General features: G+C 71.7%; 21 protein-coding genes and 1 pseudogene. 12 read left to right on the forward strand and 10 right to left on the reverse strand.

The window, feature by feature from the left end:
* Positions 1 to 93: 93 nt before the first annotated feature.
* Positions 94 to 1,104 (forward strand): prolipoprotein diacylglyceryl transferase, encoded by a 1,011-nt coding sequence (lgt, locus tag ACFWSK_RS21205; protein WP_383788393.1) that lies wholly within the window; start codon positions 94 to 96, stop codon positions 1,102 to 1,104.
* A 69-nt stretch (positions 1,105 to 1,173) separates the two neighbouring features.
* Here lgt and ACFWSK_RS21210 read toward each other — a convergent pair whose 3' ends face one another.
* Genes ACFWSK_RS21210 through ACFWSK_RS21240 form a run of 7 tightly spaced genes read right to left on the reverse strand, consistent with a single transcriptional unit; the run spans position 1,174 to position 8,963 of the window.
* A complete protein-coding gene (locus tag ACFWSK_RS21210) occupies positions 1,174 to 1,983 on the reverse strand; it encodes an HpcH/HpaI aldolase/citrate lyase family protein (protein WP_383788395.1) in 810 nt (269 codons plus the stop codon).
* Positions 1,980 to 3,179: a CaiB/BaiF CoA transferase family protein gene (locus ACFWSK_RS21215; protein WP_383788397.1), complete on the reverse strand. Its 1,200-nt coding sequence runs from the start codon at positions 3,177 to 3,179 to the stop codon at positions 1,980 to 1,982. Before ACFWSK_RS21215 ends, ACFWSK_RS21210 begins: the two co-directional genes overlap by 4 nt.
* A complete protein-coding gene (gene rbsK / locus ACFWSK_RS21220) occupies positions 3,176 to 4,060 on the reverse strand; it encodes a ribokinase (protein WP_383788400.1) in 885 nt (294 codons plus the stop codon). Before rbsK ends, ACFWSK_RS21215 begins: the two co-directional genes overlap by 4 nt.
* Positions 4,057 to 5,424 carry an ADP-ribosylglycohydrolase family protein gene (locus tag ACFWSK_RS21225; RefSeq protein ID WP_383788403.1) on the reverse strand — a complete coding sequence of 456 codons (1,368 nt, stop codon included), beginning with the start codon at positions 5,422 to 5,424 and terminating at the stop codon, positions 4,057 to 4,059. The genes rbsK and ACFWSK_RS21225 overlap by 4 nt, the downstream gene beginning before the upstream one ends.
* A complete protein-coding gene (locus ACFWSK_RS21230; RefSeq protein WP_383788406.1) occupies positions 5,421 to 6,605 on the reverse strand; it encodes an ADP-ribosylglycohydrolase family protein in 1,185 nt (394 codons plus the stop codon). Before ACFWSK_RS21230 ends, ACFWSK_RS21225 begins: the two co-directional genes overlap by 4 nt.
* A complete protein-coding gene (locus tag ACFWSK_RS21235; protein ID WP_383788409.1) occupies positions 6,550 to 7,812 on the reverse strand; it encodes an ADP-ribosylglycohydrolase family protein in 1,263 nt (420 codons plus the stop codon). The genes ACFWSK_RS21230 and ACFWSK_RS21235 overlap by 56 nt, the downstream gene beginning before the upstream one ends.
* Entirely contained in the window at positions 7,809 to 8,963 is a 1,155-nt protein-coding gene (locus ACFWSK_RS21240; RefSeq protein WP_383788412.1) for an ADP-ribosylglycohydrolase family protein, read from the reverse strand. The genes ACFWSK_RS21235 and ACFWSK_RS21240 overlap by 4 nt, the downstream gene beginning before the upstream one ends.
* Positions 8,964 to 9,247: 284 nt before the next feature.
* Here ACFWSK_RS21240 and ACFWSK_RS21245 point away from each other — a divergent pair, with 284 nt between their 5' ends.
* The 3 genes from ACFWSK_RS21245 to ACFWSK_RS21255 all read left to right on the forward strand — a co-directional run bounded on the left by ACFWSK_RS21245 (position 9,248) and on the right by ACFWSK_RS21255 (position 16,447).
* On the forward strand, positions 9,248 to 9,982 hold the full coding sequence (locus ACFWSK_RS21245) for a VIT1/CCC1 transporter family protein (protein WP_383788415.1): 735 nt from the start codon (positions 9,248 to 9,250) through the stop codon (positions 9,980 to 9,982).
* 437 nt (positions 9,983 to 10,419) lie between these two features.
* Positions 10,420 to 14,994, forward strand: a complete 4,575-nt coding sequence (gltB, locus tag ACFWSK_RS21250; protein WP_383788417.1) for a glutamate synthase large subunit — start codon at positions 10,420 to 10,422, stop codon at positions 14,992 to 14,994.
* Positions 14,987 to 16,447, forward strand: coding sequence for a glutamate synthase subunit beta (locus ACFWSK_RS21255; RefSeq protein ID WP_383788420.1), 1,461 nt, complete (start codon positions 14,987 to 14,989; stop codon positions 16,445 to 16,447). The genes gltB and ACFWSK_RS21255 overlap by 8 nt, the downstream gene beginning before the upstream one ends.
* Positions 16,448 to 16,598: 151 nt before the next feature.
* Here the strand turns inward: ACFWSK_RS21255 and ACFWSK_RS21260 are convergent, their stop codons facing one another.
* Positions 16,599 to 17,513: a rhomboid family intramembrane serine protease gene (locus tag ACFWSK_RS21260; protein ID WP_383788423.1), complete on the reverse strand. Its 915-nt coding sequence runs from the start codon at positions 17,511 to 17,513 to the stop codon at positions 16,599 to 16,601.
* Between the two features lie 147 nt (positions 17,514 to 17,660).
* Here ACFWSK_RS21260 and ACFWSK_RS21265 point away from each other — a divergent pair, with 147 nt between their 5' ends.
* From ACFWSK_RS21265 to ACFWSK_RS21275, 3 genes and pseudogenes are all read left to right on the forward strand, one after another.
* Positions 17,661 to 18,404: a vWA domain-containing protein gene (locus ACFWSK_RS21265; protein WP_383788426.1), complete on the forward strand. Its 744-nt coding sequence runs from the start codon at positions 17,661 to 17,663 to the stop codon at positions 18,402 to 18,404.
* Positions 18,401 to 18,961: pseudogene (locus tag ACFWSK_RS21270) on the forward strand (HutD family protein); the annotation flags it as partial. The gene ACFWSK_RS21265 and the pseudogene ACFWSK_RS21270, both read left to right, overlap by 4 nt.
* Positions 18,962 to 19,107: 146 nt before the next feature.
* The gene (locus ACFWSK_RS21275; protein ID WP_383788428.1) at positions 19,108 to 19,605 is read left to right on the forward strand and encodes a pyridoxamine 5'-phosphate oxidase family protein; all 498 of its coding nucleotides are present in this window, start codon (positions 19,108 to 19,110) and stop codon (positions 19,603 to 19,605) included.
* A gap of 54 nt (positions 19,606 to 19,659) precedes the next feature.
* Here ACFWSK_RS21275 and ACFWSK_RS21280 read toward each other — a convergent pair whose 3' ends face one another.
* Both ACFWSK_RS21280 and ACFWSK_RS21285 read right to left on the reverse strand, forming a co-directional pair.
* Positions 19,660 to 20,640 (reverse strand): acyl-CoA dehydrogenase family protein, encoded by a 981-nt coding sequence (locus tag ACFWSK_RS21280; protein WP_383788431.1) that lies wholly within the window; start codon positions 20,638 to 20,640, stop codon positions 19,660 to 19,662.
* On the reverse strand, positions 20,640 to 21,785 hold the full coding sequence (locus ACFWSK_RS21285; protein WP_383788433.1) for an acyl-CoA dehydrogenase family protein: 1,146 nt from the start codon (positions 21,783 to 21,785) through the stop codon (positions 20,640 to 20,642). Before ACFWSK_RS21285 ends, ACFWSK_RS21280 begins: the two co-directional genes overlap by 1 nt.
* A gap of 45 nt (positions 21,786 to 21,830) precedes the next feature.
* On the opposite strand from ACFWSK_RS21285, the gene ACFWSK_RS21290 reads away from it, so the two are divergent.
* The 5 genes from ACFWSK_RS21290 to ACFWSK_RS21310 all read left to right on the forward strand — a co-directional run.
* Positions 21,831 to 22,679 carry an SDR family oxidoreductase gene (locus tag ACFWSK_RS21290; RefSeq protein WP_383788436.1) on the forward strand — a complete coding sequence of 283 codons (849 nt, stop codon included), beginning with the start codon at positions 21,831 to 21,833 and terminating at the stop codon, positions 22,677 to 22,679.
* 30 nt (positions 22,680 to 22,709) lie between these two features.
* Positions 22,710 to 23,321, forward strand: a complete 612-nt coding sequence (locus tag ACFWSK_RS21295; protein ID WP_383788437.1) for a TetR/AcrR family transcriptional regulator — start codon at positions 22,710 to 22,712, stop codon at positions 23,319 to 23,321.
* Between the two features lie 28 nt (positions 23,322 to 23,349).
* Positions 23,350 to 24,507: an acetyl-CoA C-acetyltransferase gene (locus ACFWSK_RS21300; RefSeq protein WP_383788439.1), complete on the forward strand. Its 1,158-nt coding sequence runs from the start codon at positions 23,350 to 23,352 to the stop codon at positions 24,505 to 24,507.
* A 228-nt stretch (positions 24,508 to 24,735) separates the two neighbouring features.
* Positions 24,736 to 24,939, forward strand: coding sequence for a cold-shock protein (locus ACFWSK_RS21305; RefSeq protein ID WP_015607926.1), 204 nt, complete (start codon positions 24,736 to 24,738; stop codon positions 24,937 to 24,939).
* 165 nt (positions 24,940 to 25,104) lie between these two features.
* The coding region (locus ACFWSK_RS21310; RefSeq protein WP_383788441.1) for a DEAD/DEAH box helicase at positions 25,105 to 26,649 on the forward strand (1,545 nt) is incomplete at its 3' end.

The raw sequence follows: 26,649 nt of genomic DNA on the forward strand, positions 1-26,649 counted from the left end.
AGGAAGGCGGGGCCGTACGGGGTGCCCCGTTACCCAGAAGTTGCCGGACGGCTTGCCGTACGTCCCGCTCGGCAAGGTAGCGTCGACCCCGTCATGAACCTTGCCTTCATTCCCAGTCCGTCGACCGGTGTGATCGATCTCGGCCCGATCCCCCTTCGCGGCTACGCGTTCTGCATCATCATCGGTGTCTTCGTCGCCGTCTGGTTCGGCAACAAGCGCTGGGTCGCCCGGGGCGGTAAAGCCGGCACAGTTGCCGACATCGCCGTCTGGGCCGTGCCCTTCGGACTTGTCGGCGGCAGGCTCTACCACGTCATCACCGATTACCAGCTGTACTTCAGTGACGGTGAGAACTGGGTCGACGCCTTCAAGATCTGGGAAGGCGGCCTCGGTATCTGGGGCGCGATCGCGCTCGGCGCGGTCGGTGCCTGGATCGGCTGCCGTCGCCGCGGAATCCCGCTGCCCGCCTGGGCCGACGCGCTCGCACCCGGTATCGCTCTCGCCCAGGCCATCGGCCGCTGGGGCAACTGGTTCAACCAGGAGCTCTACGGCAAGCCGACCGAGGTGCCCTGGGCGCTGAAGATCAGCGAGGGCCCGAACCGGGTCGAGGGCACCTACCACCCGACCTTCCTGTACGAGTCGCTGTGGTGCATCGGCGTCGCGCTGCTGGTCATCTGGGCGGACCGCCGGTTCAAGCTCGGACACGGGCGGGCGTTCGCGCTGTACGTCGCGGCGTACTGCACGGGCCGTGCCTGGATCGAGTACATGCGGGTCGACGAGGCCCACCACGTGCTGGGGCTCCGCCTCAACGTGTGGACCTCGATCATCGTCTTCGTGCTCGCCGTGACGTACATCGTGATCTCGGCGAAGGTACGGCCGGGCCGCGAGGAGATCGTCGAGCCCGAGGACCGGGGCCGGGTCGAGCTGTCCAAGGACGGCGACGCCGGCAGTGACGCCGGCGCCGGCACGGACGCCGCTGATGCCGCTGATGCCGACAAGGTCACCGACCCGACCGACCCGACCGACTCCACCGACTCGACGGATGCCACGGACGACTCCGGCGAGCCCCGGACGAACGGTGCTCCGGAGACCGCCAGCAAGGGCTGACCGCTCACGGGCGCACCCGCCTTCCGCAACGCCGTACGGGCTTGGTCCTCAAGCCCGTACGGCGTTTTCTCATGCCCGTCCGGCCAGCGTCAGGGTCCGCCGCGCGGAGGCGACCACCGCCGCGTCCACGAATCTGCCGTCCGGCAGCGCCTGCGCGCCCGCGTCCAGCAGGGCCGCCGCCACGACCTCCTCGGCGGCCTCGACCTCCTGCGCCGTGGGCCGAAACGCCCGCTCGATGACCGGCAGTTGGCGGGGGTGGATCGCCGCCCGGCCCCACAGCCCCAGGGACCGGCCGCGGGCGCACGACGACCACAGGCCGTCCAGGTCCCGGACGTCCGGGAACACCGACTGGACGGGCGGGACGAGCCCGGCCGCACGCGCCGCGACCACGATCCGGCTGCGCGACCAGTCGAGCCCGGCGTCGTCCCGTACCCCCAGGTCCGCCCGGAGGTCCGCCTCACCCAGTGCGATGCCCCGCACCGCGTGATGGGCGGAGGCGATGGTGTACGCGTGCTCGACGGCGAGCGCCGACTCCAGGAGCGGGTAGAGCGGGACGCCCGGTGCCAGCGCCGCCAGGTGATGGACGCTCGCGGCATGCGTGATCTTGGGGAGCCGGAGCCCGGAGAGGCCCGGCAGTCCCGCGAGGGCCCGTACGTCGTCCTCGCCGTGGACCCGGACGTGCACCGGTGCCGCGTCCGCCGCCGCCGGTTCGGTGAGGAGTTCGGCGACGGCCGTCCGCGCGTACTCCTTCCGCTCGGGAGCGACCGCGTCCTCCAGGTCGACGATGACCACGTCCGCGCCCGAACCGAGGGCCTTGTTCACCACCTCCGGCCGGTCACCGGGGACGTACAGCCAGGTCAGGGGTACCGCGGTGGTCACAGGGCGCCCTCCGAGCGCAGGGCCGCGATCTGTGGTGCCGAGAGGCCGAGTTCATCGAGGATCTCCTCGGTGTCCGCTCCGTGCGGGCGGCCGGCCCAGCGGATCGAACCGGGCGTCTCCGAGAGGCGGAACAGGACGTTCTGCATGCGCAGCGGGCCCAGCTCGGGGTCGTCGACCTCGGTGATCGAGTCGAGGGCCCGGTACTGCGGGTCCTCCATCACATCCCGTACGTCATGGATGGGGGCGATGGCCGCCTCCGCCTTCTCGAACGCGGAGACCGCGTCCTCGCGGGTGTGCCGGGCGATCCAGTTGCCGACCGCCTCGTCCAGTTCCTCGGTGTGCTCGGCGCGGGTCGTCCCGGCGGCGAACCACGGCTCGTCGATCAGTTCGGGGCGGCCCACCAGGCGCATCACGCGCTCGGCGATCGACTGGGCCGAGGTGGAGACCGCGACCCAGTGGCCATCGGACGTGCGGTAGGTGTTGCGCGGGGCGTTGTTGCGGGAGCGGTTGCCGGTGCGCTCCTGTACGTAGCCGAGCTGGTCGTACCAGAGCGGCTGAGGGCCCAGGACCGTCAGGATCGGCTCGATGATCGCCATGTCGACGATCTGGCCCTGTCCGGTCCGGTCCCGTCCGGCGAGCGCCGTCATCACGGCGTACGCGGTGGCGAGCGCGGCGATCGAGTCGGCGAGGCCGAACGGCGGCAGGGTCGGCGGGCCGTCCGGTTCGCCGGTGATCGCCGCGAAGCCGCTCATCGCCTCCGCGAGCGTGCCGAAGCCGGGACGGTGGGAGTACGGACCGAACTGGCCGAAGCCGGTGACTCTCGCCAGGACCAGGCGCGGGTTCACCGCGTGCAGTTCCGCCGGGCCGACGCCCCAGCGTTCCAGGGTGCCGGGCCGGAAGTTCTCGATGACGACGTCGCTCTCCGCGGCCAGCTTCAGCAGGACGTCACGGCCGCCCGGGCTGGACAGGTCGAGGGTGAGATTGCGCTTGTTGCGGCCGAGGAGCTTCCACCACAGGCCGATGCCGTCCTTCGCCGGGCCGTGCCCGCGCGAGGGGTCGGGCCTGAGCGGATGTTCGACCTTGATCACCTCGGCGCCGAAGTCACCGAGCATGGTGGCCGCGAGAGGGCCTGCGAAGAGCGTCGCGAGGTCCAGGACGCGCAGGCCGGCGAGGGGTGTGGTCGCAGGAGTGCTCATGCGGCATCGATCTCGCTGCGGTACGGCATGGAGGTCGATGCGCCCGGCTTCTGCACGCAGAGGGCCGCGGCCGACGAGGCCCGGACCAGCGCCTCCGGTACGGGCCTGCCCTCGCCGAGCGCCACGGCCAGGGTGCCGACGAAGGTGTCCCCGGCGCCGGTGGTGTCGACGGCCGTGACACCCGGGGCGGGGAGGTGCAGGGGCTCGCTGCCCCGGGCCGCGTACAGGCAGCCCTTCGCACCGAGGGTGATGACGACCTCCGGGACGTGGCGGAGCAGCACCTCGGCCGCGGACTGCGGCTCGGAGACACCGGCGAGTGCGGCGGCCTCGTGCTCGTTGGGGATCAACAGGTCTACGCAGTCGAGGAGTTCGTCCGGGAGAAGTTGCACGGGGGAGGGCGTGAGGATCGTCCGTACGCCCTGGGCACGGGCCGCCCTGGCGCCCTCGACCACTGCGGACAGCGGGAGTTCGAGCTGGAGGAGCAGCAGGTCGGCGGCGGCGATGGCGGCCCTCTCGCCGGGGCCGAGCGCGGTCATGGTGCCGTTGGCGCCGGGGATCACCACGATCGCGTTGCCGCCCTCGTCGTCCACGACGATGTGGGCGGTGCCGCTGGGTCCCTCCGCGGTGTGCAGGAGATCGGTGCAGACCCCCGAGTGCTCCAGGCCGGCGCGGAGCGCGGCCCCGTACGCGTCGTCGCCGACCGCGCCGATCATCACCACCTCACCGCCCGCCCGCGCGGCGGCGACGGCCTGGTTGGCGCCCTTGCCGCCGGGAATCGTCCGGAACTCCCTTCCGGTCACGGTCTCACCGCGCCCGGGAGCCCGTGCGACGTAGGCCACTAGGTCCATATTGGTGCTGCCGAGCACCGCGATACCGGTCATGGGCGCAGTACCTCCTGGTAGGTCAGATCAGCGAGCGTGTCGAAGCCGATGGAGTCGAAACCCGGGACGGACGTGGCGAGGCGGTTCTTGAGCGGGGCGGTCCAGTCGGCGGGGAGCGCGGTGGGCCGCCCGGCCAGGAGTCCCGCGAGCGAACCGGCGGTGGCGCCGTTCGAGTCGGTGTCCCAGCCGCCGGACACCGCACACCCGATGGAACGGCCGAAGTCCCCGTCGGCGTGGGTGAGGGCCGCGGCCAGCAGCGCGGCGTTGGGCAGCACGTGCACCCAGTGGTGGGTGTCCGCGTAGGTGGCGTGGAGCCGGTCGACGACCTGGTCGAAGTCCGGTTCGGCGCGGGCCGCTTCGATGCCGAGGCGCACCGCGCGCGCGTACCGGGAGCGGGGCGGCACCACCCGTAGTCCCACCGCCAGGCAGCCGTGCACGTCGGTCTCGCCCCCGGCCGCCTCGGCGAGGGCGGCGGCCGTGAACATGGCCCCGTACACCCCGTTGGCGGTGTGGGTGAGCGCGGCGTCCCGGTGCGCCTGTGCGGCGGCGGCGGCCGGGTCGCCGGGGTGGGTCCAGCCGTGCACGTCGGCGCGGATCTGGGCACCGATCCACTCCCGGAACGGGTTGCGGTACCGGGCGGTGACCGGCGGTTCCACGCCGTCGAGCAGATTGCGGTACGCGACCCGCTCGGCGGTGAAGACGCGGCCCGCCGGGACTTCGTCGAGCCACAGCCGGCCGAGGTCGGCCGTGGTGAAGGAGCGCCCGTGACGTTGCAGCAACAGCAGGGTGAGCAGGGGGTGGTTGAGGTCGTCGTCCTCGGGCATGCCGTCGATGTTCTCGGCGAGGGAGGTGGGAGCGGACCGGCGGTTCCACGGGTACGCGGACAGCAGCTCGGGCGGCAGACCCTTCGCGGTGAACCAGGTGGTGAGCGGCCAGTTCCCGGCTGCGCCGGCCAGGGCGCGGATACCGGCGAGCGGCAGTTTCTCGACGGGCTTGCCGAGCAGGCAGCCCGCGGCCCGGCCCAGCCAGGCGGCGTGCAGCCGGTCGGGCTCGACGAGGGCACGCTCCGCGCGGGGGGCGGGCCAGCGCGGGCAGGACGCCCGGATCGCCGACAGCCCGGTCGGTTCGTCATCGGCCCATGGTGAGGTGAGCTCGGCCAGTTCGTCGAGCAGCCGCTCGGCGAGTGCGCGCAGGCGGGGCGGCGCGGGGGGTTCCGACGCACCGGCGCGTTCGGGGGCGGGGGCGCCGCCCGCCTCGTACCAGCGGCGCTCGATGTCCCGCGCGTCCCGGCCGTCCTGGGCCGCCTGGCGCAGTTCGTGTCCGACCAGGTCCTCGGGCTGCACCCAGGTCACGCGTACGTTCACCGGGAGCCGGCCAGGGTCGCGAAGGCCGACTCGTGTGCGCGGCGCCGGGCGGTGTCCCGTACGAAGATCTCCCGGGCGACTCCGGTCAGGGTCCTGGCGGGGGTGTGCAGATCGAGGCGGCTGGCCTCGGCGACCGTCTTCACCCAGGCGGCGGGGATGGGCCGTTCGCCGTGGAGCGCGCCCGCCAGCGCGCCGCTCATGGTGGCGATGGAATCGCAGTCGCGACCGTAGTTGACCGAGCCGAGGACCGCGTGCCGGTAGTCGCCGTCGGCCACGAGCAGCATGCCGAGCGCGATCGGCAGCTCCTCGATGGCGTGCAGCCGGGAGGGGCGGCGGGCGCCGAGGGAGGGGGCGCGGTAGTCCGGGCCCACCGTGTCGAAGGGGGCGACCGCGGTCCGCAGGGGGACCAGCGCGGACTCGAAGTCGCTGTGTCCGGCGGCGGCTTCGCACACCGCCTCGATCGCCGCGCGTGTCCCGTCCTTGGCGAGCGCCAGGCAGGCGTCGACGACGGTGGACGGGGTGGCGCCCGGCGCGCACGCGGCGGCGACGGCCGCCGCGAAGACTCCGGCCGCCTCCCGACCGTACGAGGACTGGTGCGCGCCCGCGATGTCCAGCGCCTCGGCGTACGCGGCCTCGGGGTGGGCGGCGTTGACCAGCCCGGCGGGCGCCATGTACATCGCGGCCCCGCAGTTGACGATGTTTCCGGAGCCCGCCTCGCGCGGGTCGACGTGCCCGTAGTGCAGCCGCGCCACGATCCACTTCTCGGCGAGGAAGATCCGCTGGAGGGGGAGCGCCTCGGCCTCCAGCTCCGGAATCCAGCGGGGGTTGGAGATCAGGTCCGGTACGAGGTGGTCCGCGACGGAGTACGCGTCGAGGTGGTCGCGCACGGTGTCGTAGACCCGTACCAGAGCGTGGGTCATCAAGGTGTCGTCGGTGATGTGCCCGTCGCCCTTGTGGTACGGAGCGATGGGGCGGGCGGTGCGCCAGTCCTCGCCGTACCAGGGGCCCACGATGCCGTTGATCCGGCCACCGTGGCGTTCGGCGATCTGTTCCGGGGTCCAGCCCTCGACCGGGCCGCCGAGCGCGTCGCCGACGGCGGCGCCGACGAGCGCGCCGGTGATCCGTTCATCGAGGGTCAGGGTGGTGGGTGCGGTGGATGTCGTGGATGTTGTGGGCGTCATGTCGGAATTGTCCACCCGGGGTGGCCGGTTCCGTGTCTGCCAGGAGTCCGGCGAGTTCGATGAGATCGGTGCCCGCGAAACGGGGGAGCGCACACCCCGCGAGCGTGCGGCACGCCTCGCGCCAGCCCGCGGGCACGGTGGCGCTTCCACCGAGTGCGCCGGTCAGTGCCCCGGCGAGAGCGGGAGCGGAGTCCGCGACCCGCGAGAGGCAGGCTGCCGAGGGGACCGCCTGCGCCAGCTCGCCCCGAGCAGCGGTGGTCAGGGCGAGGGCGACCGGCACGGTCTCGGCCGCGGCGATCCCGTAGCTGTAGACGTGGTCGACGATCTGGTGCTCCAGCACGGGGACCAGGGCGAACGCGCCCGCCGGCTCGCCGGCGAACTCCCGGGCGATCCGGACGGCGTGCGCGGCGTTGCGGGCGATCTCGGTGCCCTCGGGGAGCTCGGCGAGCGCCGCGTCCACCACGGTGTCGACGTCGGACCCCCCGAGGGCCTCGGCGATCGCGGCGGCGATGGCACGGGCGCCGTGCACCCCGTCACCGTCCTGGGTGTACCGGGCGTCGAACTCGGCGAGCGCGGCAGCGGCGGCCGGGTCGCCGGGATGGACGACCGCGAGGACGGCGGCGCGTACGCAGGCGGCGTCGTCGAAGTAGTGCGGGTTGTCGTGCCCGGTGGCGGGGGGACGCAGCCCGGCGGCCAGATTGCCGAGCCCGGCCCGTACGGAGATCCGGGCCCGGAGGGGGAGTACGGCGGCCTCGACCTCGGGCGCACGGGCGCCCGCCTCGGCGACCTTCGCGGCCAGGGCGTTCCAGGCGCGGTCGATGGCATCGCGCATCCGGCGCTCGCCGGAGAGCCCGAGCCCGCGGTCGGCCGCGGCGGCCAGCACGGTACGGGCCGCGAAGGCGGCCCACTCGGCATCGTCGGACGGCCCGAGCCGGAGCGGTTCGGGCGGCTGGTTCAGGGCGATCGGGACAGGCAGCGTGGTCGTGGCGTTCTGCTCGGCGAAGGTGTCGAGCTCGCGGGTCAGCCGGCGCGTCCACTCCGGCATCCGGGCCGCCCGGTGCCGCGCCGCGGGCCAGCCCGCCGCGTCCCCCGCCGCCAGGCCGAGCAGCAGCCCTTCGATCCGGGCCCGCCGCCCGGGCGCGCCCTTCGTCCGGGGTACGTCCACGGGCACCGGCCGGGGAGATGCCGAGGGCTGGGCTGTCGTCATCGTCGTGTTCCCTGTTCGCCGGTGGGCCGGGTCGTGCCGAAGGGGTGCGTCTGGGGCGCCTCGTCCGCCTCGTCCGCCTCGTCCGGGGTCAGGAGTCCGGCGATGTCCAGTACGTGGTAGCCCCGCATCGACGGCAGACAACTGCCGCGTACCGGGCCGATCGCCGCGCCCCAGTCCTGCGGGATCGCCGACGCCCCGTTCAGCGCCCCGGCCAGGGCCCCCGCCACCGCGGCCGTGGTGTCCGCGTCGCGGCCCATGTTGACGGCCGTCAGCACCGCCGTACGGAAGTCGCCGCGCGCCGCGGTGAACGCGCCGAAGGCCAGGCCCACCGCCTCGGGCGCCAGATCCGTCCACGGATACCCGCCGATCACCACCGCGGAACGCACCGCACGCTCCATCGTCAGCCGGTCGGGATACGACCGCTGCGCGGCGGACACCGCGCGCCGCAGCGACCGCGCCGTCCAGGAGTCCATCGGCACGACGGACAGCGCGGCGGCGATCACGGACGCGAGCCCGGACCCCACCATCGCGGCGGCCACCCCGGCCGCGACCGCCTGTCCGCCGTAGATGCCCTCCCCGTCGTGGCTCACCCCGCCGTCCACCGCCACCAGCCGGGCCGCCTCCGACGGCCTGCCCGCTGCGAACACCCCGAACGGCGCCGCCCGCATGGCGAGACCGTCGCTCCAGGCGTGCCGGTGCTGCGCCGAGATCGGTGCGGCCAGGCCCCTGCGCAGATTCTCCAGGGTGCCGCGCTCACTGAATCCGGCCCCGCGGAACGGCCCCTCGTCCAGATCGGCGATCCAGTGGTGCCAGGCCCGCTCCACGTGGGAGACGGTCAGCGCCGAACCGTGCCGGGCGAGCAGGAGCCCCGAGAAGATCGCGTACTCGGTGTCGTCCGTGCCCGCCGGGTCCTCACTCACGAAGCCCTCGATGCGGCCCCAGCGCCGGCGGATCTCGGAGGGGCGGAGATTCTCCGCCGGTGCGCCCAGCGCGTCGCCCACGGCGAGACCGAGCAGCGCGCCACGGGCCCGGTCGCCCCGTACCGACTCGGGTCGGGCGGTAGCGCTGCCGTCCGTTCGCGCACGCACCCGCGTGTCCTCGGCGCCCACACCCCCCTGCGGCTCGGCCGGATTGCCTGCAATCAGCTCCATCGCCTCGACCCTTCGCTCGTACCCGGCCGTCCGCCGCCGGTGCGGCCACCGGCGGGACCACCTGAGCGATCTGTCCCACGCCAGGGCCCCGGCGAGGCCGCCCGGGGCAACAAAAGGGCCACACGGATGACGGCGCGGACCCCTCGCGCACAGCCGGTCCGAACCGCCTCCCGGGGCAGGTAAGTACGGCCTTCCTTGCTGGCGGGAGACGTTTTTCGTGCGTACTTTCGAGGGTGTTGGCGGGGCCGGAACGTGGAACCCCGCTTTCGGAGAAGGGGAGAGCTGTGTCCATCATCGAGACCGATGCCGTCCTGCACGAGGCGCACCGCGACAACCACACCCACCGGGATGTGAACGGTGGCTGGCTGCGTCCCGCGGTGTTCGGCGCGATGGACGGACTGGTATCCAACCTCGCGCTGATGACAGGTGTCGCTGGCGGTGCCGTCTCGCAGCAGACCATCGTGATCACCGGTCTGGCGGGCCTGGCCGCGGGCGCGTTCTCCATGGCGGCAGGCGAATACACCTCCGTCGCCTCGCAGCGAGAGCTCGTCGAGGCCGAACTCGACGTCGAGCGGCGGGAGTTGCGCAAGCACCCCAAGGACGAGATGGCGGAACTCGCGGCGCTCTACACCTCCCGCGGGGTCGAGCCCCAGCTGGCCCACGAGGTCGCCCGGCAGCTGTCCCGGGACCCGGAGCAGGCGCTGGAGATCCATGCCCGCGAGGAGCTCGGAATCGACCCCGGCGACCTGCCCTCGCCGCTCGTCGCGGCCGTCTCGTCCTTCGGCGCCTTCGCACTCGGCGCGCTGCTGCCCGTACTGCCCTACCTGCTCGGCGCCACCGCGCTGTGGCCCGCCGTGCTGCTCGCCCTGATCGGCCTCTTCGGCTGCGGAGCCGTGGTGGCCAGGGTCACCGCCCGCAGCTGGTGGTTCAGCGGTCTGCGCCAGCTCGTCCTCGGTGGCACCGCCGCCGCGCTCACGTACGGACTGGGCATGGTCTTCGGCGTGGCCGTCGGCGGCTGACCGGCGCCGGCCCGGCCGGTGGCGTCCGGCCGGGCCGCCCTTTACCCGGTGTCGCGGGCGTCGCCCATGCGCCGACGGTGTGACATACGTCTTGATGAACCTCACTGGGCGGAACGGCTCCACACGACGTAAAATGAGTCTCTATACAGGACTACACATAAGTAGTCGTTACCTCGCGGTTTCGTTTAGCTGACCGCTGGGCAAGAGGCGTAGACACGCGGGCAACGACGCCCACTCTCTGCGGTCTCCCCGGGTACTGACCATTCCGGTCCGCCCCGATCTGCGACCCACCTCCGCCACGCCCTGTGGCGTCCGCATGCTGGAACGGACTATCCGCTTTTTGAGAAGCGTTCCATCATGTAACCTGCACGAAATTTCGCAGAGGGCCAACGTCGTCCCTCGGCACTGCATATGCCACGACGACGACGGGAGAGCCGATGCGTTCCGACGCCTGGTCGCCCATGGACGGTCGCCCCGCCCAGCAGGGGATGTACGACCCCCGTAACGAGCACGACGCCTGTGGCGTCGGGTTCGTGGCCACTCTTACCGGTGTGGCCAGCCATGAGCTGGTCGAGCAGGCGCTGACCGTACTGCGCAACCTCGAACACCGCGGCGCCACAGGATCCGAGCCCGACTCGGGCGACGGCGCCGGCATTCTGCTCCAGGTTCCGGACGCCTTCCTGCGGGAAGAGGTCGCCTTCGACCTCCCCGAGGCCGGCTCCTACGCCGTCGGAATCGCCTTCCTGCCCGCGGACGACTCCACCGAGTCCGTCCGGAAGATCGAGAAGATCGCAGCCGAAGAGGGCCTCAAGGTCCTCGGCTGGCGCCAGGTCCCGGTCACCCCCGAGCTCCTGGGCAACGGGGCCCGCATCACCATGCCCGAGTTCCGCCAGCTCGTCGTCGCCGACGGCACGAGCAGCGGCGTCGTGCTCGACCGCAAGGCGTTCGTGCTGCGCAAGCGCGCCGAGCGCGAGGCCGGGGTGTACTTCCCCTCCCTCTCCGCGCGCACGATCGTCTACAAGGGCATGCTCACGACCGGGCAGCTGGAGCCGTTCTTCCCGGACCTCTCCGACCGCCGCTTCGCCACCGCGGTCGCGCTGGTCCACTCGCGCTTCTCCACCAACACCTTCCCGAGCTGGCCGCTCGCCCACCCGTACCGTTTCGTCGCGCACAACGGCGAGATCAACACGGTCAAGGGCAACCGCAACTGGATGAAGGCCCGCGAGTCCCAGCTCGCCTCCAGCCTCTTCGGCAGCGAGCAGCTGGACCGGATCTTCCCCGTCTGCACCCCGGACGCCTCCGACTCGGCCTCCTTCGACGAGGTCCTGGAGCTGCTCCACCTCGGCGGCCGTTCGCTGCCGCACTCGGTGCTGATGATGGTCCCCGAGGCATGGGAGAACCACGCCTCGATGGAGCCCGCCCGCCGCGCCTTCTACCAGTACCACTCCACGATGATGGAGCCCTGGGACGGCCCGGCCTGCGTCACCTTCACCGACGGCACCCAGGTCGGCGCGGTCCTCGACCGCAACGGTCTGCGCCCCGGCCGCTACTGGGTCACCGACGACGGCCTCGTCGTCCTCTCCTCCGAGGTCGGCGTCCTGGACATCGACCCCGCCAAGGTCGTCCGCAAGGGCCGCCTCCAGCCCGGCAAGATGTTCCTCGTCGACACCGCCGAGCACCGCATCGTCGAGGACGACGAGATCAAGGCGTCCCTCGCCGCCGAGCAGCCGTACCAGGAATGGCTGGAGACCGGCGAGATCGAGCTCTCCGACCTCCCCGAGCGCGAGCACATCGTGCACACCCACGCCTCGGTCACCCGCCGCCAGCAGACCTTCGGCTACACCGAGGAAGAGCTCCGCGTCATCCTCGCGCCGATGGCCCGCACCGCGGGCGAGCCGCTCGGCTCCATGGGCACGGACTCGCCGATCGCCGCCCTGTCCGAGCGCCCCCGGCTGCTCTTCGACTACTTCACCCAGCTCTTCGCCCAGGTCACCAACCCGCCGCTGGACGCCATCCGCGAGGAGCTCGTCACCTCGCTGCGCTCCACGCTCGGCCCGCAGGGCAACCTCCTGGAGCCGACCGCCGCCGCATGCCGCAGCGTCACGCTGCCCTTCCCGGTGATCGACAACGACGAGCTGGCCAAGCTCATACACATCAACGCCGACGGCGACATGCCGGGCATGAAGGCGGCCACGCTCTCCGGTCTCTACCGGGTCAGCGGCGGCGGCGACGCCCTCGCCGCCCGGATCGAGGCGATCTGCACCGAGGTCGACGCCGCCATAGAGGACGGCGCCCGCCTGATCGTCCTCTCCGACCGGCACTCCGACGCCGAGCACGCGCCGATCCCCTCGCTGCTCCTCACCTCGGCCGTTCACCACCACCTCATCCGTACCAAGCAGCGCACCCAGGTGGGGCTGCTGGTCGAGGCCGGTGACGTCCGCGAGGTCCACCACGTCGCGCTGCTGATCGGCTACGGCGCCGCCGCGGTCAACCCGTACCTGGCGATGGAGTCCGTCGAGGACCTGGTCCGCGCCAACACGTTCATCGAGGGCATCGAGGTCGAGCAGGCCATCCGGAACCTGATCTACGCGCTCGGCAAGGGCGTCCTGAAGGTCATGTCCAAGATGGGCATCTCGACCGTCGCCTCCTACCGCGGCGCCCAGGTCTTCGAGGCCGTCGGCCTGGACGAGGCGTTCGTCGGGAAGTACTTCAACGGCACCGCGACCAAGATCGGCGGCGCCGGTCTCGAGGTCGTCGCCAGGGAAGTCGCCGCCCGGCACACCAAGGCGTACCCCTCCTCCGGCATCGCGGCCTCGCACCGCGCGCTGGAGATCGGCGGCGAGTACCAGTGGCGCCGCGAGGGCGAGCCGCACCTGTTCGACCCGGAGACGGTCTTCCGCCTCCAGCACGCCACCCGCAACCGCCGGTACGACATCTTCAAGAAGTACACGGGCCGGGTGAACGAGCAGTCCGAGCGCCTCATGACGCTCCGCGGCCTCTTCGCCCTCCCCAACGAGAACGGCACCTCGGACCGCGAGCCGATCCCGATCGACGAGGTCGAGCCCGTCTCCGAGATCGTCAAGCGCTTCTCCACCGGCGCCATGTCGTACGGCTCGATCTCCGGCGAGGCGCACGAGACCCTCGCCATCGCCATGAACCAGCTGGGCGGCAAGTCCAACACCGGTGAGGGCGGCGAGGACGCGGACCGCCTGTACGACCCGGCGCGCCGCTCGTCCATCAAGCAGGTCGCCTCCGGCCGCTTCGGTGTGACCAGCGAATACCTGGTCAACGCGGACGACATCCAGATCAAGATGGCGCAGGGCGCCAAGCCCGGCGAGGGTGGCCAGCTGCCCGGCCACAAGGTCTATCCGTGGGTCGCCAAGACCCGGCACTCCACCCCGGGTGTCGGCCTGATCTCCCCGCCGCCGCACCACGACATCTACTCCATCGAGGACCTGGCTCAGCTGATCCACGACCTCAAGAACGCCAACCCGGCGGCCCGCATCCACGTGAAGCTGGTCTCCGAGGTCGGTGTCGGCACGGTCGCCGCAGGTGTCTCCAAGGCCCACGCGGACGTCGTCCTCATCTCCGGCCACGACGGCGGCACGGGCGCCTCCCCGCTCACCTCGCTCAAGCACGCGGGCGGCCCCTGGGAGCTCGGCCTCGCCGAGACCCAGCAGACCCTGCTCCTCAACGGTCTGCGCGACCGCATCGTCGTCCAGACCGACGGTCAGCTGAAGACCGGCCGCGACGTCGTCATCGCCGCGCTGCTCGGCGCCGAGGAGTTCGGTTTCGCGACCGCGCCGCTCGTCGTGTCCGGCTGCGTCATGATGCGCGTCTGCCACCTGGACACCTGTCCGGTCGGCATCGCCACCCAGAACCCCGTCCTGCGCGACCGGTTCTCCGGCAAGGCCGAGTACATCGTCAACTTCTTCGAGTTCATCGCCGAGGAGGTCCGCGAGATCCTCGCCGGGCTCGGCTTCCGTACGATCGAGGAGGCCGTCGGCCACGCCGAACTCCTCGACACCGACCGGGCCGTCACGCACTGGAAGGCACAGGGCCTCGACCTGCAGCCCCTCTTCCACGTGCCGGAGCTGCCCGAGGGCGCGGTCCGCCACCAGGTCATCGAGCAGGACCACGGGCTCACCAAGGCGCTCGACAACGAGCTGATCAAGCTCGCCGCCGACGCGCTCGGCGCGGAGAGCGCCGAGGCCGCCCAGCCGGTCCGGGCGCAGATCGCGATCCGCAACATCAACCGGACGGTCGGCACCATGCTCGGCCACGAGGTCACCAAGAAGTTCGGCGGTGCGGGCCTGCCCGAGGACACCATCGACGTGACCTTCACAGGTTCCGCCGGCCAGTCCTTCGGCGCCTTCGTCCCGCGCGGTGTGACGCTGCGCCTGGAGGGCGACGCCAACGACTACGTCGGCAAGGGCCTCTCCGGCGGGCGCATCGTCGTCCGCCCGGACCGCGGCGCCGACCACCTGGCCGAGTACTCCACCATCGCGGGCAACACCATCGCCTACGGTGCGACCGGCGGCGAGCTGTTCCTGCGCGGCCGGACCGGAGAGCGGTTCTGCGTCCGCAACTCGGGCGCCACGGTCGTCTCGGAAGGCGTGGGCGACCACGGCTGCGAGTACATGACCGGTGGCCACGCCGTCGTACTCGGCGAGACCGGACGCAACTTCGCCGCGGGCATGTCCGGCGGTGTCGCGTACGTCATCGACCTGGACCGCGACAACGTCAACATCGGCAACCTCGGTGCGGTCGAGACGCTCGACGACACCGACAAGCAGTGGCTGCACGACGTGGTGCGCCGCCACCAGGAGGAGACCGGTTCCACGGTCGCCGAGAAGCTGCTGGCCGACTGGGACACCTCGGTCACCCGTTTCAGCAAGATCATCCCGTCCGCCTACAAGGCAGTGCTCGCCGCCAAGGACGCCGCTGAGCTCGCCGGTCTCTCCGAGCAGGAGACCACCGAGAAGATGATGGAGGCGGCGACCAATGGCTGACCCCAAGGGCTTCCTGACCACCGGCCGCGAGGTCGCCAAGACCCGCCCCGTCGGCGAGCGCGTCAAGGACTGGAACGAGGTCTACGTTCCGGGCTCGCTGCTGCCGATCATCAGCAAGCAGGCCGGCCGCTGCATGGACTGCGGCATCCCGTTCTGCCACAACGGCTGTCCGCTCGGAAACCTCATCCCCGAGTGGAACGACTACGCCTACCGCCAGGACTGGACGGCGGCGTCCGAGCGCCTGCACGCCACGAACAACTTCCCGGAGTTCACGGGCCGTCTGTGCCCCGCTCCGTGCGAGTCGGCGTGCGTGCTCGGCATCAACCAGCCGGCCGTCACCATCAAGAACGTCGAAGTCTCCATCATCGACAAGGCGTGGGACAGCGGCGACGTCACCCCGCAGCCGCCCGAGCGCCTCTCCGGCAAGACCGTGGCCGTCATCGGCTCCGGCCCGGCCGGTCTGGCCGCCGCCCAGCAGCTGACCCGGGCAGGCCACACGGTCGTCGTCTACGAGCGCGCCGACCGCATCGGCGGCCTGCTCCGCTACGGCATCCCCGAGTTCAAGATGGAGAAGTCGCACATCAACCGCCGCATCGAGCAGATGCGCGCGGAAGGCACCAAGTTCCGTACGGAGGTGGAGATCGGCAAGGACATCGACGCCGCCAAGCTCCGCCGCCGCTACGACTCGGTCGTCATCGCCGCGGGTGCCACCGTCTCGCGCGATCTGCCCGTCCCGGGCCGTGAGCTGAACGGCGTGCACTTCGCGATGGAGTACCTGCCGCTCGCCAACAAGGTGCAGGAGGGCGACCTGACGGTCTCCCCGATCACCGCCGAGGGCAAGCACGTCGTCGTCATCGGCGGCGGCGACACCGGCGCCGACTGCGTCGGCACCGCCCACCGGCAGGGCGCGGCCTCCGTCACCCAGCTGGAGATCATGCCGAGGCCGGGCGAGGACCGGAACGCCAACCAGCCGTGGCCGACCTTCCCGATGCTCTACAAGGTGACCTCCGCGCACGAGGAGGGCGGCGAGCGGGTCTACTCCGTCTCGACCACCCACTTCGAGGGCGACGAAGACGGCAACGTCCAGGCCCTCCACCTGGTCGAGGTGGAGTTCAAGGGCGGTAAGCTGGAGCAGAAGCCCGGGACCGAGCGGCGGATTCCCGCTCAGCTCGTGACCCTGGCCATGGGCTTCACCGGTACCGACCAGGCCAACGGCCTCGTCCAGCAGTTCGGCCTCGCCCTCGACGAGCGGGGTAACGTGGCCCGGGACGAGGACTACGCGACCAACGTCGACGGCGTGTACGTCGCCGGTGACGCGGGCCGAGGCCAGTCACTGATCGTCTGGGCCATTGCCGAGGGCCGCTCCGCGGCACGCGGCGTGGACCGATACCTGACCGGGACCAGCGCACTGCCGGCCCCGATCCGCCCGACGGACCGTTCACTGACGGTCTGATCGCGGCACACAAAGACGTCCCGTACAACGGCGTGCGGAACTGAACGCGGCGCCTGCCTTGTCCCCGACCGGACTCTGGTGGGCGCCGTGGCGCGTCCGGGGGCAGATGCTCCGCGGCCCCGCCCCGGCCTGGGCGGGGCCGTACGTGGCGTCAGGCGCCGGCCGTCAGCGAGGCGGTCTTCGCGGCCACGACCACCGCGAGCAGGCAGAGCAGGATCAGGCCCCCGCCGATCTGCGCCGGGGTGGTCTTGAACCTGGCGGGTGCGTACGCCAGGGCCCAGGTGACCAGGGCGCCGGTCAGCAGCCCGCCGAGGTGACCCTGCCACGAGGTGAACGCGGCCGAGATGACCAGCCAGAGCAGCAGGCCGGTCAGCATACGGTTCACGGCTCGCATGTCCCGGCCGAGCCGCCGGCTGATGATGTAGTACGCCGCCGCGAGACCGAAGATCGCACCCGAGGCGCCCACCGTCACCGTCTCCGGCGCGATGACGTGGACGAGCACCGAACCGCCCACGGCGGAGAGCAGATAGAGCGCCAGATACCGCGCCCGCCCCAGCTGCCCCTCGACGCCCCGGCCCAGATTCCACAGCGCGAGCATGTTGAAGACCAGGTGCATCACACCGAACGAGGCATCCGGCGGCAGATGCAGGAAGGCACCGGTCAGCAGCCGGTACCACTCGCCGTCCGCGATCCCGCTCAGCTCGTACCCGGCGTAGACCTCGCCCTCGTAGTAGTAGTGCTCGCCCTGAGCGTCGACCAGGACGGCACCGAGCACGGCGAACCGGTCCACCAGCGAGGGCACGGCCACCTCCGCCACGTACGCGAGGACGTTCAGTGCCATCAGGACGTACGTCACGACGGGCGTCGTCGCCATGGACGCCGTGCCACCGAAGATCCTGCGGGCCCGCCGGACGGAGCGCTGCCCCTCCTTCACGCAGTCCACGCAGTGATGGCCGACCGCGGCCTCACGCATACAGTCGGGGCAGATGTAGCGGTCGCAGCGGGTGCAGCTCACATACGTCTCGTACGACGGGTGGCGGTAGCACCTGGTGGCGGCGGCCTCCATGGCCGGCTCCTTCATGGGTCGCCTGACAGGAAAGGGGCCGGTGGGGACGGCGGCGATCAAGATAGCGAACGCTGCCGGCAGCCGGGCGGGCCGGGTCCCCGCGTGACCTACCCTCAGAAGTCGGCAGACCGCAGAACGGAGACCGTCATGACCGGCTCGCCCCCAGCCCCCGGCCCGGCCATCAGCCTCCGCAAGGTGGAGGAGACGGCGCCCGCGCTCGTCAGCCTGTACAAGAGCGCCGGAGCCTCGCTGGAGAAGCACGGGATGACGGGCCACCGCGCGGCGGTCTATCTGGTCCTCGACTACTCCGGTTCGATGAAGGACTACTACAAGGACGGCAGCGTCCAGGCGCTGGCCGACCGGGTGCTGGGTCTGTCGGCCCAGCTCGACGACGACGGCCGCGTCCCCGTCGTGTTCTTCTCCACGGACATCGACGCGGTCACCGACATCGGACTGGACGACCACCACGGACGCGTCGAGCGAATCGTGGCGGGTCTCGGGCACATGGGAAAGACCAGCTATCACCTGGCCATGGACGCCGTCATCGACCACTACCTCGACAGCGGCTCCACGGCACCCGCCCTCGTCGTCTTCCAGACGGACGGCGGCCCGATCAGCAAGCACGCGGCGGAACGCTATCTGTGCAAGGCGGCGAAGCTGCCGCTGTTCTGGCAGTTCATCGGCTTCGGCAACAAGCGGAGTTCGCAGTTCGACTTCCTGCACAGGCTCGACGACCTGGCCGTACCCGCCAAGCGCCCCATAGACAACGCGGGCTTCTTCCACGCCGGCGCCGATCCCCGGCAGGTCCCCGACGCGGAGCTGTACGACCGGCTGGTCGCCGAGTTCCCGGTATGGCTGGCGGCAGCCACGGCGCAGGGGATCGTCCGATGACGCTCCGCGTGCTGAGGGCGGCCGGGCGTGCGCCGGTGCCGTGGAGGAACGGCGGGGGAGTCACCCGGGAGATCGCCGTGTGGCCCGAGGGCGCGGGGTCGTACGCCTTCGACTGGCGGATCAGCCTGGCGGACGTGGCCGCGGACGGGCCGTTCTCCGTGTTCCCGGGAGTCGACCGCACCCTGACCGTGGTCGAGGGCGAGGGGATGGACCTGATGGTGGGCGGTGAGCACCACATCGTGGACGAGCCCTACTGGCCGTACGACTTCCCCGGGGACCGGGAGACCGTCGGCCACCTCCTCGGCGGCCCGGTCGTGAACTTCAACGTGATGTACCGCAGATGCCGTACGGAGGCCGCGACCGCCGTCGTCCGCGGCACCGTCCGCCTGACGCCGCCGGACGGTGGCGCGGTACTCGCCCTCGCGCTCGAGGACGGCGCCGCCCTCGACGGCACCGACATCGATCTGGGCCGCTACGACGCAGTCCTGGCCACCGGCGGGTCCCCGGGCGTGTTCCGGACGATGGGCTCCGCGGTGGTGGTGACACTGGGGCCGGTGAGCCGCTACGCCCCCGGTACCCTTTTTTTGTGCCCGGGTGCGGAAGCGGGGGCACAACACCACGTCTGCCGCAGGGAGGCATCCGACCGGGTGACCTCCCGGAAATCCGGACAGAAGATGTCGGGTATCCCGTGTTTCCTGGTCTCATGACATCGAGTTCGTGGGCAGATTTCAGAACGGCGGAACCGGCGTTCGCCGAGACCGTGCAGAAGCGCTTCCAGCTGTACAAGCACCATGTCCTCGCGACCATCCGCAAGGACGGCTCGCCCCGGGTCACCGGGCTCGAAGTGGACTTCCGCTTCGATGAGCTGCTGCTCGGCATGATGCCGAACTCACGCAAGGCGCTGGACCTGCGGCGCGACCCGAGGTTCGCGGTGCAGGCCAATCCGGGGGCCGGAGCGGAGATGGCGGACGGTGACGTCCGGATCTCCGGCCGCGCGGTGGAGGTGACCGATCCGCAGGTGCTGGCGCGCTTCATCGAGGACGCGAAGCCGCCGGAGCCGTTCCACCTCTTCCGGACGGACCTGACGGAGGTGGTGCACACGGGCCTGGAGGGCGGCGACACCCTGGTCGTCCAGGTATGGCGCCCTGGCCACCCCCTGCGCACGGTCCGCCGGACCAACGACGAGTACCCGGCCACATGATGCCGCCGCCCCCGTTCCCGCCGCCGGCCGCCGGACGGCCCTGAACCGGCCGGCTCACCCGGCGAGCACCCGGGCCCGGCACACCCCCGGCGTCCCCCACGCGTCCCGCAACGGCCGCGCCTTCCGCAGCCACAGCGCGAGGTCCAGCTCCTCCGTATATCCCACCGCACCGTGCAGCTGGAGCGCGGTGCGGGCCGAGGCGTACGCGGCCCCGCCCGCCGCCAGCTTGGCGGCCGCCACGTCCGCCCCGGCCCGCGCCGCCCCCTCCGCCAGCGACACCGCCGCGCCGTAGACCAGCGGCCGGGCGAACTCCAGACCGGTCAAGGTGTCGGCCAGCCGGTGCTTGACGGCCTGGAAGGACCCGATGGCCGCCCCGAACTGGGTCCGCTGCTTCACGTACTCCACCGTGAACCGCAGCAACGCCTCCCCGACACCCACCGCCTGGGCTGCCGTCGCGAACGCCGCCCAGTCGGCCGCGATCCGGGCCCCTTCCGCCACGTGCGCCCCACGGGCGAGCAGCGTCCCCCCGTGGTCCGGCGAGAACAGCCGCCGTGCCGGGTCGGTCGACGCACGGAACGCCCCCGGCCCGGCCGCGAGCCACAGCTCCTCCCCGCGCACCGTGAACACGGCGTCCGCCACATCCGCGTCCAGCGCGTACGGCCCGTCCAGGCGCAGGGTCGCCGACGCCGTGCCGCAGGCCAGCCGGGGCAGCCACTCCTTCGCCGGGGAACCGCCCACCACGCTCAGCAGCGCCGAGGCGGCGACCGTCTCCACCAGCGGACCCGGTGCCGCGTGCCGCCCCAACTCCATGAAGGTCAGGGCCAGTTCCACCGGAAGCGGCCCCACCCCCTCGTACGCCTCCGGAACCGCCAGGGCGAACACCCCCGCCTTGGCGAGCCGCGCCCACAGGGCGCGACCGGGCCCGTGGTCGCCGGCGCCCCAGGCCCGTACCACCGAAGGCGTGCCCGCGGCGGTGAGCATCGCGTCCAGGGAGCGGGCGAACTCCCGCTGCTCGTCGTCGAGAAGGAATCGCATCAGCGCCGCCCCTTCGGCAGGCCGAGCAGCCGCTCGGCGATGATGTCCCGCTGGATCTCGTTCGTCCCCGCGTAGACGGGTCCGGCGAGAGCGAAGACGTACCCCTGCGCCCACTCGCCGTCCACGAGTTCCGCTTGCGGGCCCAGCAGGTCCAGTGCGGTCTCGTGGAGCGCGATGTCGTACTCCGACCAGAACACCTTGTTCAGGCTCGACTCCGCGCCGATCGTGTCGCCCGCCGCGAAGCGCGAGGCGTACGCGCAGGTGAACAGCTGGTACGCCCGCGCCCCCACGACCGCGTCCGCGACCCGGTCCCGCAGCCCGCTGTCCGACGGGTCGCCGTGCGTACGCCACAGCTCCGCCAGCCGGTCCGCGGCGGCCAGGAACCGGCCGGGGGAGCGCAGGGTGAGCCCCCGCTCGCTGCCCGTCGCCGACATGGCGATCCGCCAGCCCTGGCCCGGCTCCCCGATGATGTCCTCGTCCGGTACGAACACCTCGTCCAGGAAGAGCTCGGCGAACGCCGGCTTGCCGTCCAGCCGCCCCACCGGCCGGACCGTGACGCCGGGCGCCGACAGGTCGAACATCAGATACGTCAGCCCGTGATGCGGCTTGGCGGCCTCCGGGTCCGTACGGAAGATCCCGAAGGCCCGGTCGGCGAACGCGGCACGTGAGGACCAGGTCTTCTGGCCCGACAGCAGCCAGCCACCGTCCGTGCGCACCGCACGCGAACGCAGCGACGCGAGGTCCGACCCGGATTCCGGTTCGGACCACGCCTGCGCCCAGATCACCTCCCCGCTCGCCATCGGCGGCAGGATCCGCGCCCGCTGCCCGGCCGTGGCGTGGTCGAAGAGCGTGGGGGCGAGGAGGCTGATGCCGTTCTGCGAGACCCGGCCGGGTGCGCCCGCCGCGTAGTACTCCTCCTCGAAGGCCAGCCACATGAAGATGTCGGCGCCCCGTCCGCCGTACTCGGACGGCCAGGAGACGGCCGACCAGCGGTCCGCGTACAGCCGCGCTTCCCACTCCCGGTGGGCGGCGAACCCCTCGGCGGTCTCCAGCGAGGGCAGGGGGCGGGCCGGGACCCGGTCCCGCAGCCACGCACGGGCCTCGGCCCGGAAGGCGTTCTCCGTGGCGGTGTGCGACAGATCCATCGGCCATCCTTCCCTAACAAGTGTTTGGTAGATTAACGTACGGACATGAGCACCGTCGAGGACGCGGAAACCGGGGACGCAGCGGACGGCCCCCACCGGCACGGGCCCGGTGCGGGCCCGCCGCCACCCGTGCCGGGACACCGGTTGCTGGCAGGCCGCACGGCCGTCGTCACCGCGGCGGCGGGGGCGGGCATCGGCGGCGCCACCGCCCGCAGATTCCTGGAGGAGGGCGCACGGATCGTCATCGGCGACGCCCACGCCAGGCGCCTCAAGGAGACCGAGCGGGCCCTCGCCGAGGAGTTCGGCCCCGGCCGGGTCACCTCGCTGCCCTGCGACGTCACCGACGAGGCCCAGGTCCAGGCCCTCTTCGCGCTGGCCGAACAGACCCACGGCGGCCTCGACATCGTCGTCAACAACGCGGGACTCGGCGGCACCGCCGAACTCACCGAGATGACCGACGACCAGTGGTCCACCGTCCTCGACGTCACCCTGAACGGCACCTTCCGCTGCACCCGCGCCGCCCTGCGCTCCCTCAGGGCGACGGGCCGCGGCGGCGTCCTCGTCAACAACGCCTCCGTGATCGGCTGGCGCGCCCAGACCGGCCAGGCCCACTACGCCGCCGCCAAGGCCGGCGTCATGGCGCTCACCCGCTGTGCCGCCGTCGAGGCCGCCGCCTACGGCGTCCGCGTCAACGCCGTCGCCCCCAGCCTCGCCATGCACCCGCACCTGGCGAAGGTCACCTCGGCGGAGCTCCTGGCGGAGCTGACCACGAAGGAGGCGTTCGGCCGGTACGCCGAACCCTGGGAGATCGCCAACGTCATCGTCTTCCTGGCGAGCGGCTACTCCTCGTACATGACGGGCGAAGTCGTCTCCGTCAGCAGCCAACATGCCTGACACGGCGCGCGCCGGGCGGACAATGGGCGGGTGCCTACCAAGAAGAAGCCCCAGGTGACCCCCTCGCCCGCGCGGCGCCGAGAACTGCTCGCCACCGCCGCCGAGGTCTTCGCCGCCCAGGGGTACAACGCCACCACCGTCCGCAGGATCGCGGACGAGGCGGGGATGCTCGCGGGCAGCCTCTACTACCACTTCGATTCCAAGGAATCGATGGTCGACGAAATCCTCTCCACCTTCCTCGACGAACTCTGGGAGGGGTACGACGCCGTGCTCGGCGCCGGACTCGGGCCCAGGGAGACCATCGAGGCCCTCGTCACCGAGTCCTTCCGGGAGATCGACCGGCACCGTGCCGCCGTCGCCATCTACCAGAAGGAGTCCAGGCACCTCTCCACCCAGCCGCGCTTCGGCTACCTCGCCGACTCGCAGCAGAAGTTCGAGAAGGCATGGCTCGGCACGCTGGAGCGCGGCGTCGCCGACCGCGTCTTCCGCGCCGACCTGGACATCCGGCTCACGTACCGCTTCGTCCGCGACACCGTCTGGGTCGCGGCCTCCTGGTACCGGCCGGGCGGACACCACAGCCCCGAGGAGATCGCCCGCCAGTACCTCTCGATGGTGCTGGACGGCATCGCCCTGCGCACCTGACCCACCCGAGACCCGAGGAGCGGCAGTCATGGCCGAGGCATACATCGTCGAAGCGGTACGCACCCCCGTCGGCAGGCGCGGCGGAGGGCTCGGCGCCGTCCATCCCGCCGACCTCGGCGCACACGTCCTCAAGGCGCTCGTCGCCCGCAGCGGCATCGACCCGGCCGCCGTCGAGGACGTCGTCTTCGGCTGCCTCGACACGGTCGGACCCCAGGCCGGGGACATCGCCCGCACCGCCTGGCTGGCGGCGGGCCTCCCCGAGGAGGTCCCGGGCGTCACCATCGACCGCCAGTGCGGCTCCTCCCAGCAAGCCATCCACTTCGCCGCCCAGGGAGTCCTCTCCGGCACCCAGGACCTGGTCGTCGCCGGCGGTACGCAGAACATGACGCAGATCCCCATCGCCTACGCCTCGCGCCAGGCCGCCGAACCGCTCGGCCTGACCCAAGGCCCGTACGCGGGCAGCGAGGGCTGGCGTGCCCGGTACGGCGACCAGCCGGTCAACCAGTTCCACGGCGCCCAGCTGATCGCCGGGAAGTGGGGCATCAGCCGCCGCGACATGGAGGAGTTCGCGCTCACCTCCCACCGGCGGGCGGTCCGCGCCATCGACGAGGGCCGCTTCGCACGCGAGACGGTGGCGTACCGAGACGTCACCACCGACGAGGGGCCGCGCCGCGACACCACCCCGGAGAAGATGGCCGGACTGAAACCGGTCGTCGATGGCGGCACGATCACCGCGGCCTGCTCCTCCCAGGTCTCCGACGGCGCCGCCGCCCTGCTCATCGCATCCGAGCGCGCCGTCGCGGACCACGGCCTCACCCCACGCGCCCGCGTCCACCACCTCTCGGTGCGCGGGGAGGACCCGATCCGGATGCTCTCGGCGCCCATCCCGGCCACCGCGTACGCGCTGAAGAAGGCCGGGATGACGATCGACGACCTCGACCTCATCGAGATCAACGAGGCGTTCGCACCCGTCGTGCTGGCCTGGCTCAAGGAGACCGGCGCGGACCCGGAGCGGGTCAACGTCAACGGCGGCGCGATCGCGCTCGGCCATCCCCTCGGCGCGACCGGCGCCAGACTGATGACGACCCTCCTGCACGAACTGGAGCGCACGGGCGGCCGTTACGGGCTCCAGACCATGTGCGAGGGGGGCGGCCAGGCCAACGTCACCATCGTCGAACGGCTCTGAGCGCGAAGTTTTCCGTCCGGCGCGAGGCGTGATCCACCGCCGGACGAGAGGACGTGCTACGGTGGTCCAGTTGCAGTTTTGGTACCCATGAACTTTATGTGCGCCTGACGGGAATGCTTCCTCAGGCGCTTTATTGTTTTCCGGCTTTCTCCGGGTGGGGCTCAATGCGGCGACTTGGAATTCGTAAAGTGCGGATTTCCGGCACTGCACCTCTTTTAGGAGATCGACATGGCTACTGGAACCGTGAAGTGGTTCAACTCGGAAAAGGGCTTCGGCTTCATCGAGCAGGACGGCGGCGGCGCTGACGTCTTCGCCCACTACTCCAACATCGCCACCCAGGGCTTCCGTGAGCTCCAGGAGGGCCAGAAGGTCTCCTTCGACGTCACGCAGGGCCAGAAGGGCCCGCAGGCGGAGAACATCGTCCCGGCCTAATTGCCGGACGCGTACCTCGCAGCCGGGGCCCGCACCGTGAAGGTGCGGGCCCCGGTTTGTGCTGTCTCCGGGACATCCCGCTTTGTGCTGCATCCTGGGGCGCACATCAAGCAGTCCACCAGCATTCCGCAGTAACCCAGGAATCCCCCAGGAGGGCAATTCCGTATGACCCGCTCCGAACGCCAGGACCGACCGGCCACCCGCACCACCCGTCCGACCAGGGGGCGTGGCCCGGCCCAGGCACAGGCATCCGGCCGGGGAGCCGGCAAGGCACCTGCCAGGCGCCGCGCCGCCTCTCCCCAGGGTGAGTTCGCCCTGCCGGAATCCATGACCCCCGCCCTGCCCGCCGTCGAGGCGTTCGCCGAGCTGGACATGCCCGCAGCACTGCTCAAGACGCTCACCGCACAGGGCGTCACCGAGCCCTTCCCCATCCAGGGCGCCACCCTGCCGAACTCGCTGGCAGGCCGGGACATCCTCGGCCGCGGCCGCACCGGTTCCGGCAAGACGCTGGCCTTCGGCCTGGCCCTGCTGGCCCGCACCGCAGGCCGCCGCTCCGAGCCGCGCGCCCCGCTGGCCCTCGTCCTCGTCCCGACCCGTGAGCTCGCGCAGCAGGTCACCGACGCCCTCACGCCCTACGCGACGTCCGTGAACCTCCGGCTCGCCACCGTCGTCGGCGGCATGTCGATCAGCAAGCAGTCCGGCACCCTGCGCCGCGGCGCCGAGGTGCTCGTCGCCACGCCGGGCCGGCTCAAGGACCTCATCGAGCGCGGCGACTGCCGGCTCGACGAGGTCGCGATCACCGTCCTCGACGAGGCCGACCAGATGGCCGACATGGGCTTCATGCCGCAGGTCGTCGCGCTGCTCAAGCAGGTCGAGCCGGACGGACAGCGGATGCTGTTCTCCGCCACCCTGGACAAGAACATCGACCGCCTGGTCAAGATGTTCCTGACCGACCCGGTCGTGCACTCCGTCGACCCGTCCGCCGGTGCGGTCACCACCATGGAGCACCACGTGCTCCATGTCATGGACGAGACCGACAAGAAGGCCGTCGCCCTCAAGATCGCCGCCCGCGAGGGCCGCGTGATCATGTTCGTCGACACCAAGCGCGCCGCTGACCGCTTCGCCAAGCGACTGCTCGCCAGCGGTGTCCGGGCTGCCGCCCTGCACGGCGGCCGGTCCCAGCCGCAGCGCAACCGGACCCTGGACCAGTTCAAGACCGGCCAGGTCACCGCGCTCGTGGCGACCAACGTGGCGGCCCGAGGCATCCACGTCGACGACCTCGACCTGGTCGTCAACGTGGACCCGCCCACCGATCACAAGGACTACCTCCACCGCGGCGGGCGCACGGCTCGTGCAGGGGAGTCCGGCAGCGTCGTCACGCTGGTGCTGCCCGAGGAGAAGCGCGAGATGACCCGGCTGATGCAGGACGCGGGCATCGCCCCGCGTACCACCCGCATCAAGTCGAGCGACGAGGAACTGACCCGGATCACGGGGGCTCGCGAGCCCTCCGGCGTCGCGATCGTCGTCGAGGTCCCGCAGCCGACCCAGCCGAAGCCGCGCACGCGGTCGGGCGGGGGCGCCGCGGGCGCGACGTCCGGCGGATTCCGCGCCGGCAGCCGGGGCCGTGGCCGCCGGGGCGGCGCGGGTGGCGCCGGCGGTGCCGGCGGCGAGGCGCGTTCCGGCGGTGCGGCTGCCGGTTCCGTGCGTGGT

Origin of the sequence: Streptomyces sp. NPDC058620 (assembly GCF_042717135.1) — a bacterium.
Lineage (GTDB): Bacteria > Actinomycetota > Actinomycetes > Streptomycetales > Streptomycetaceae > Streptomyces.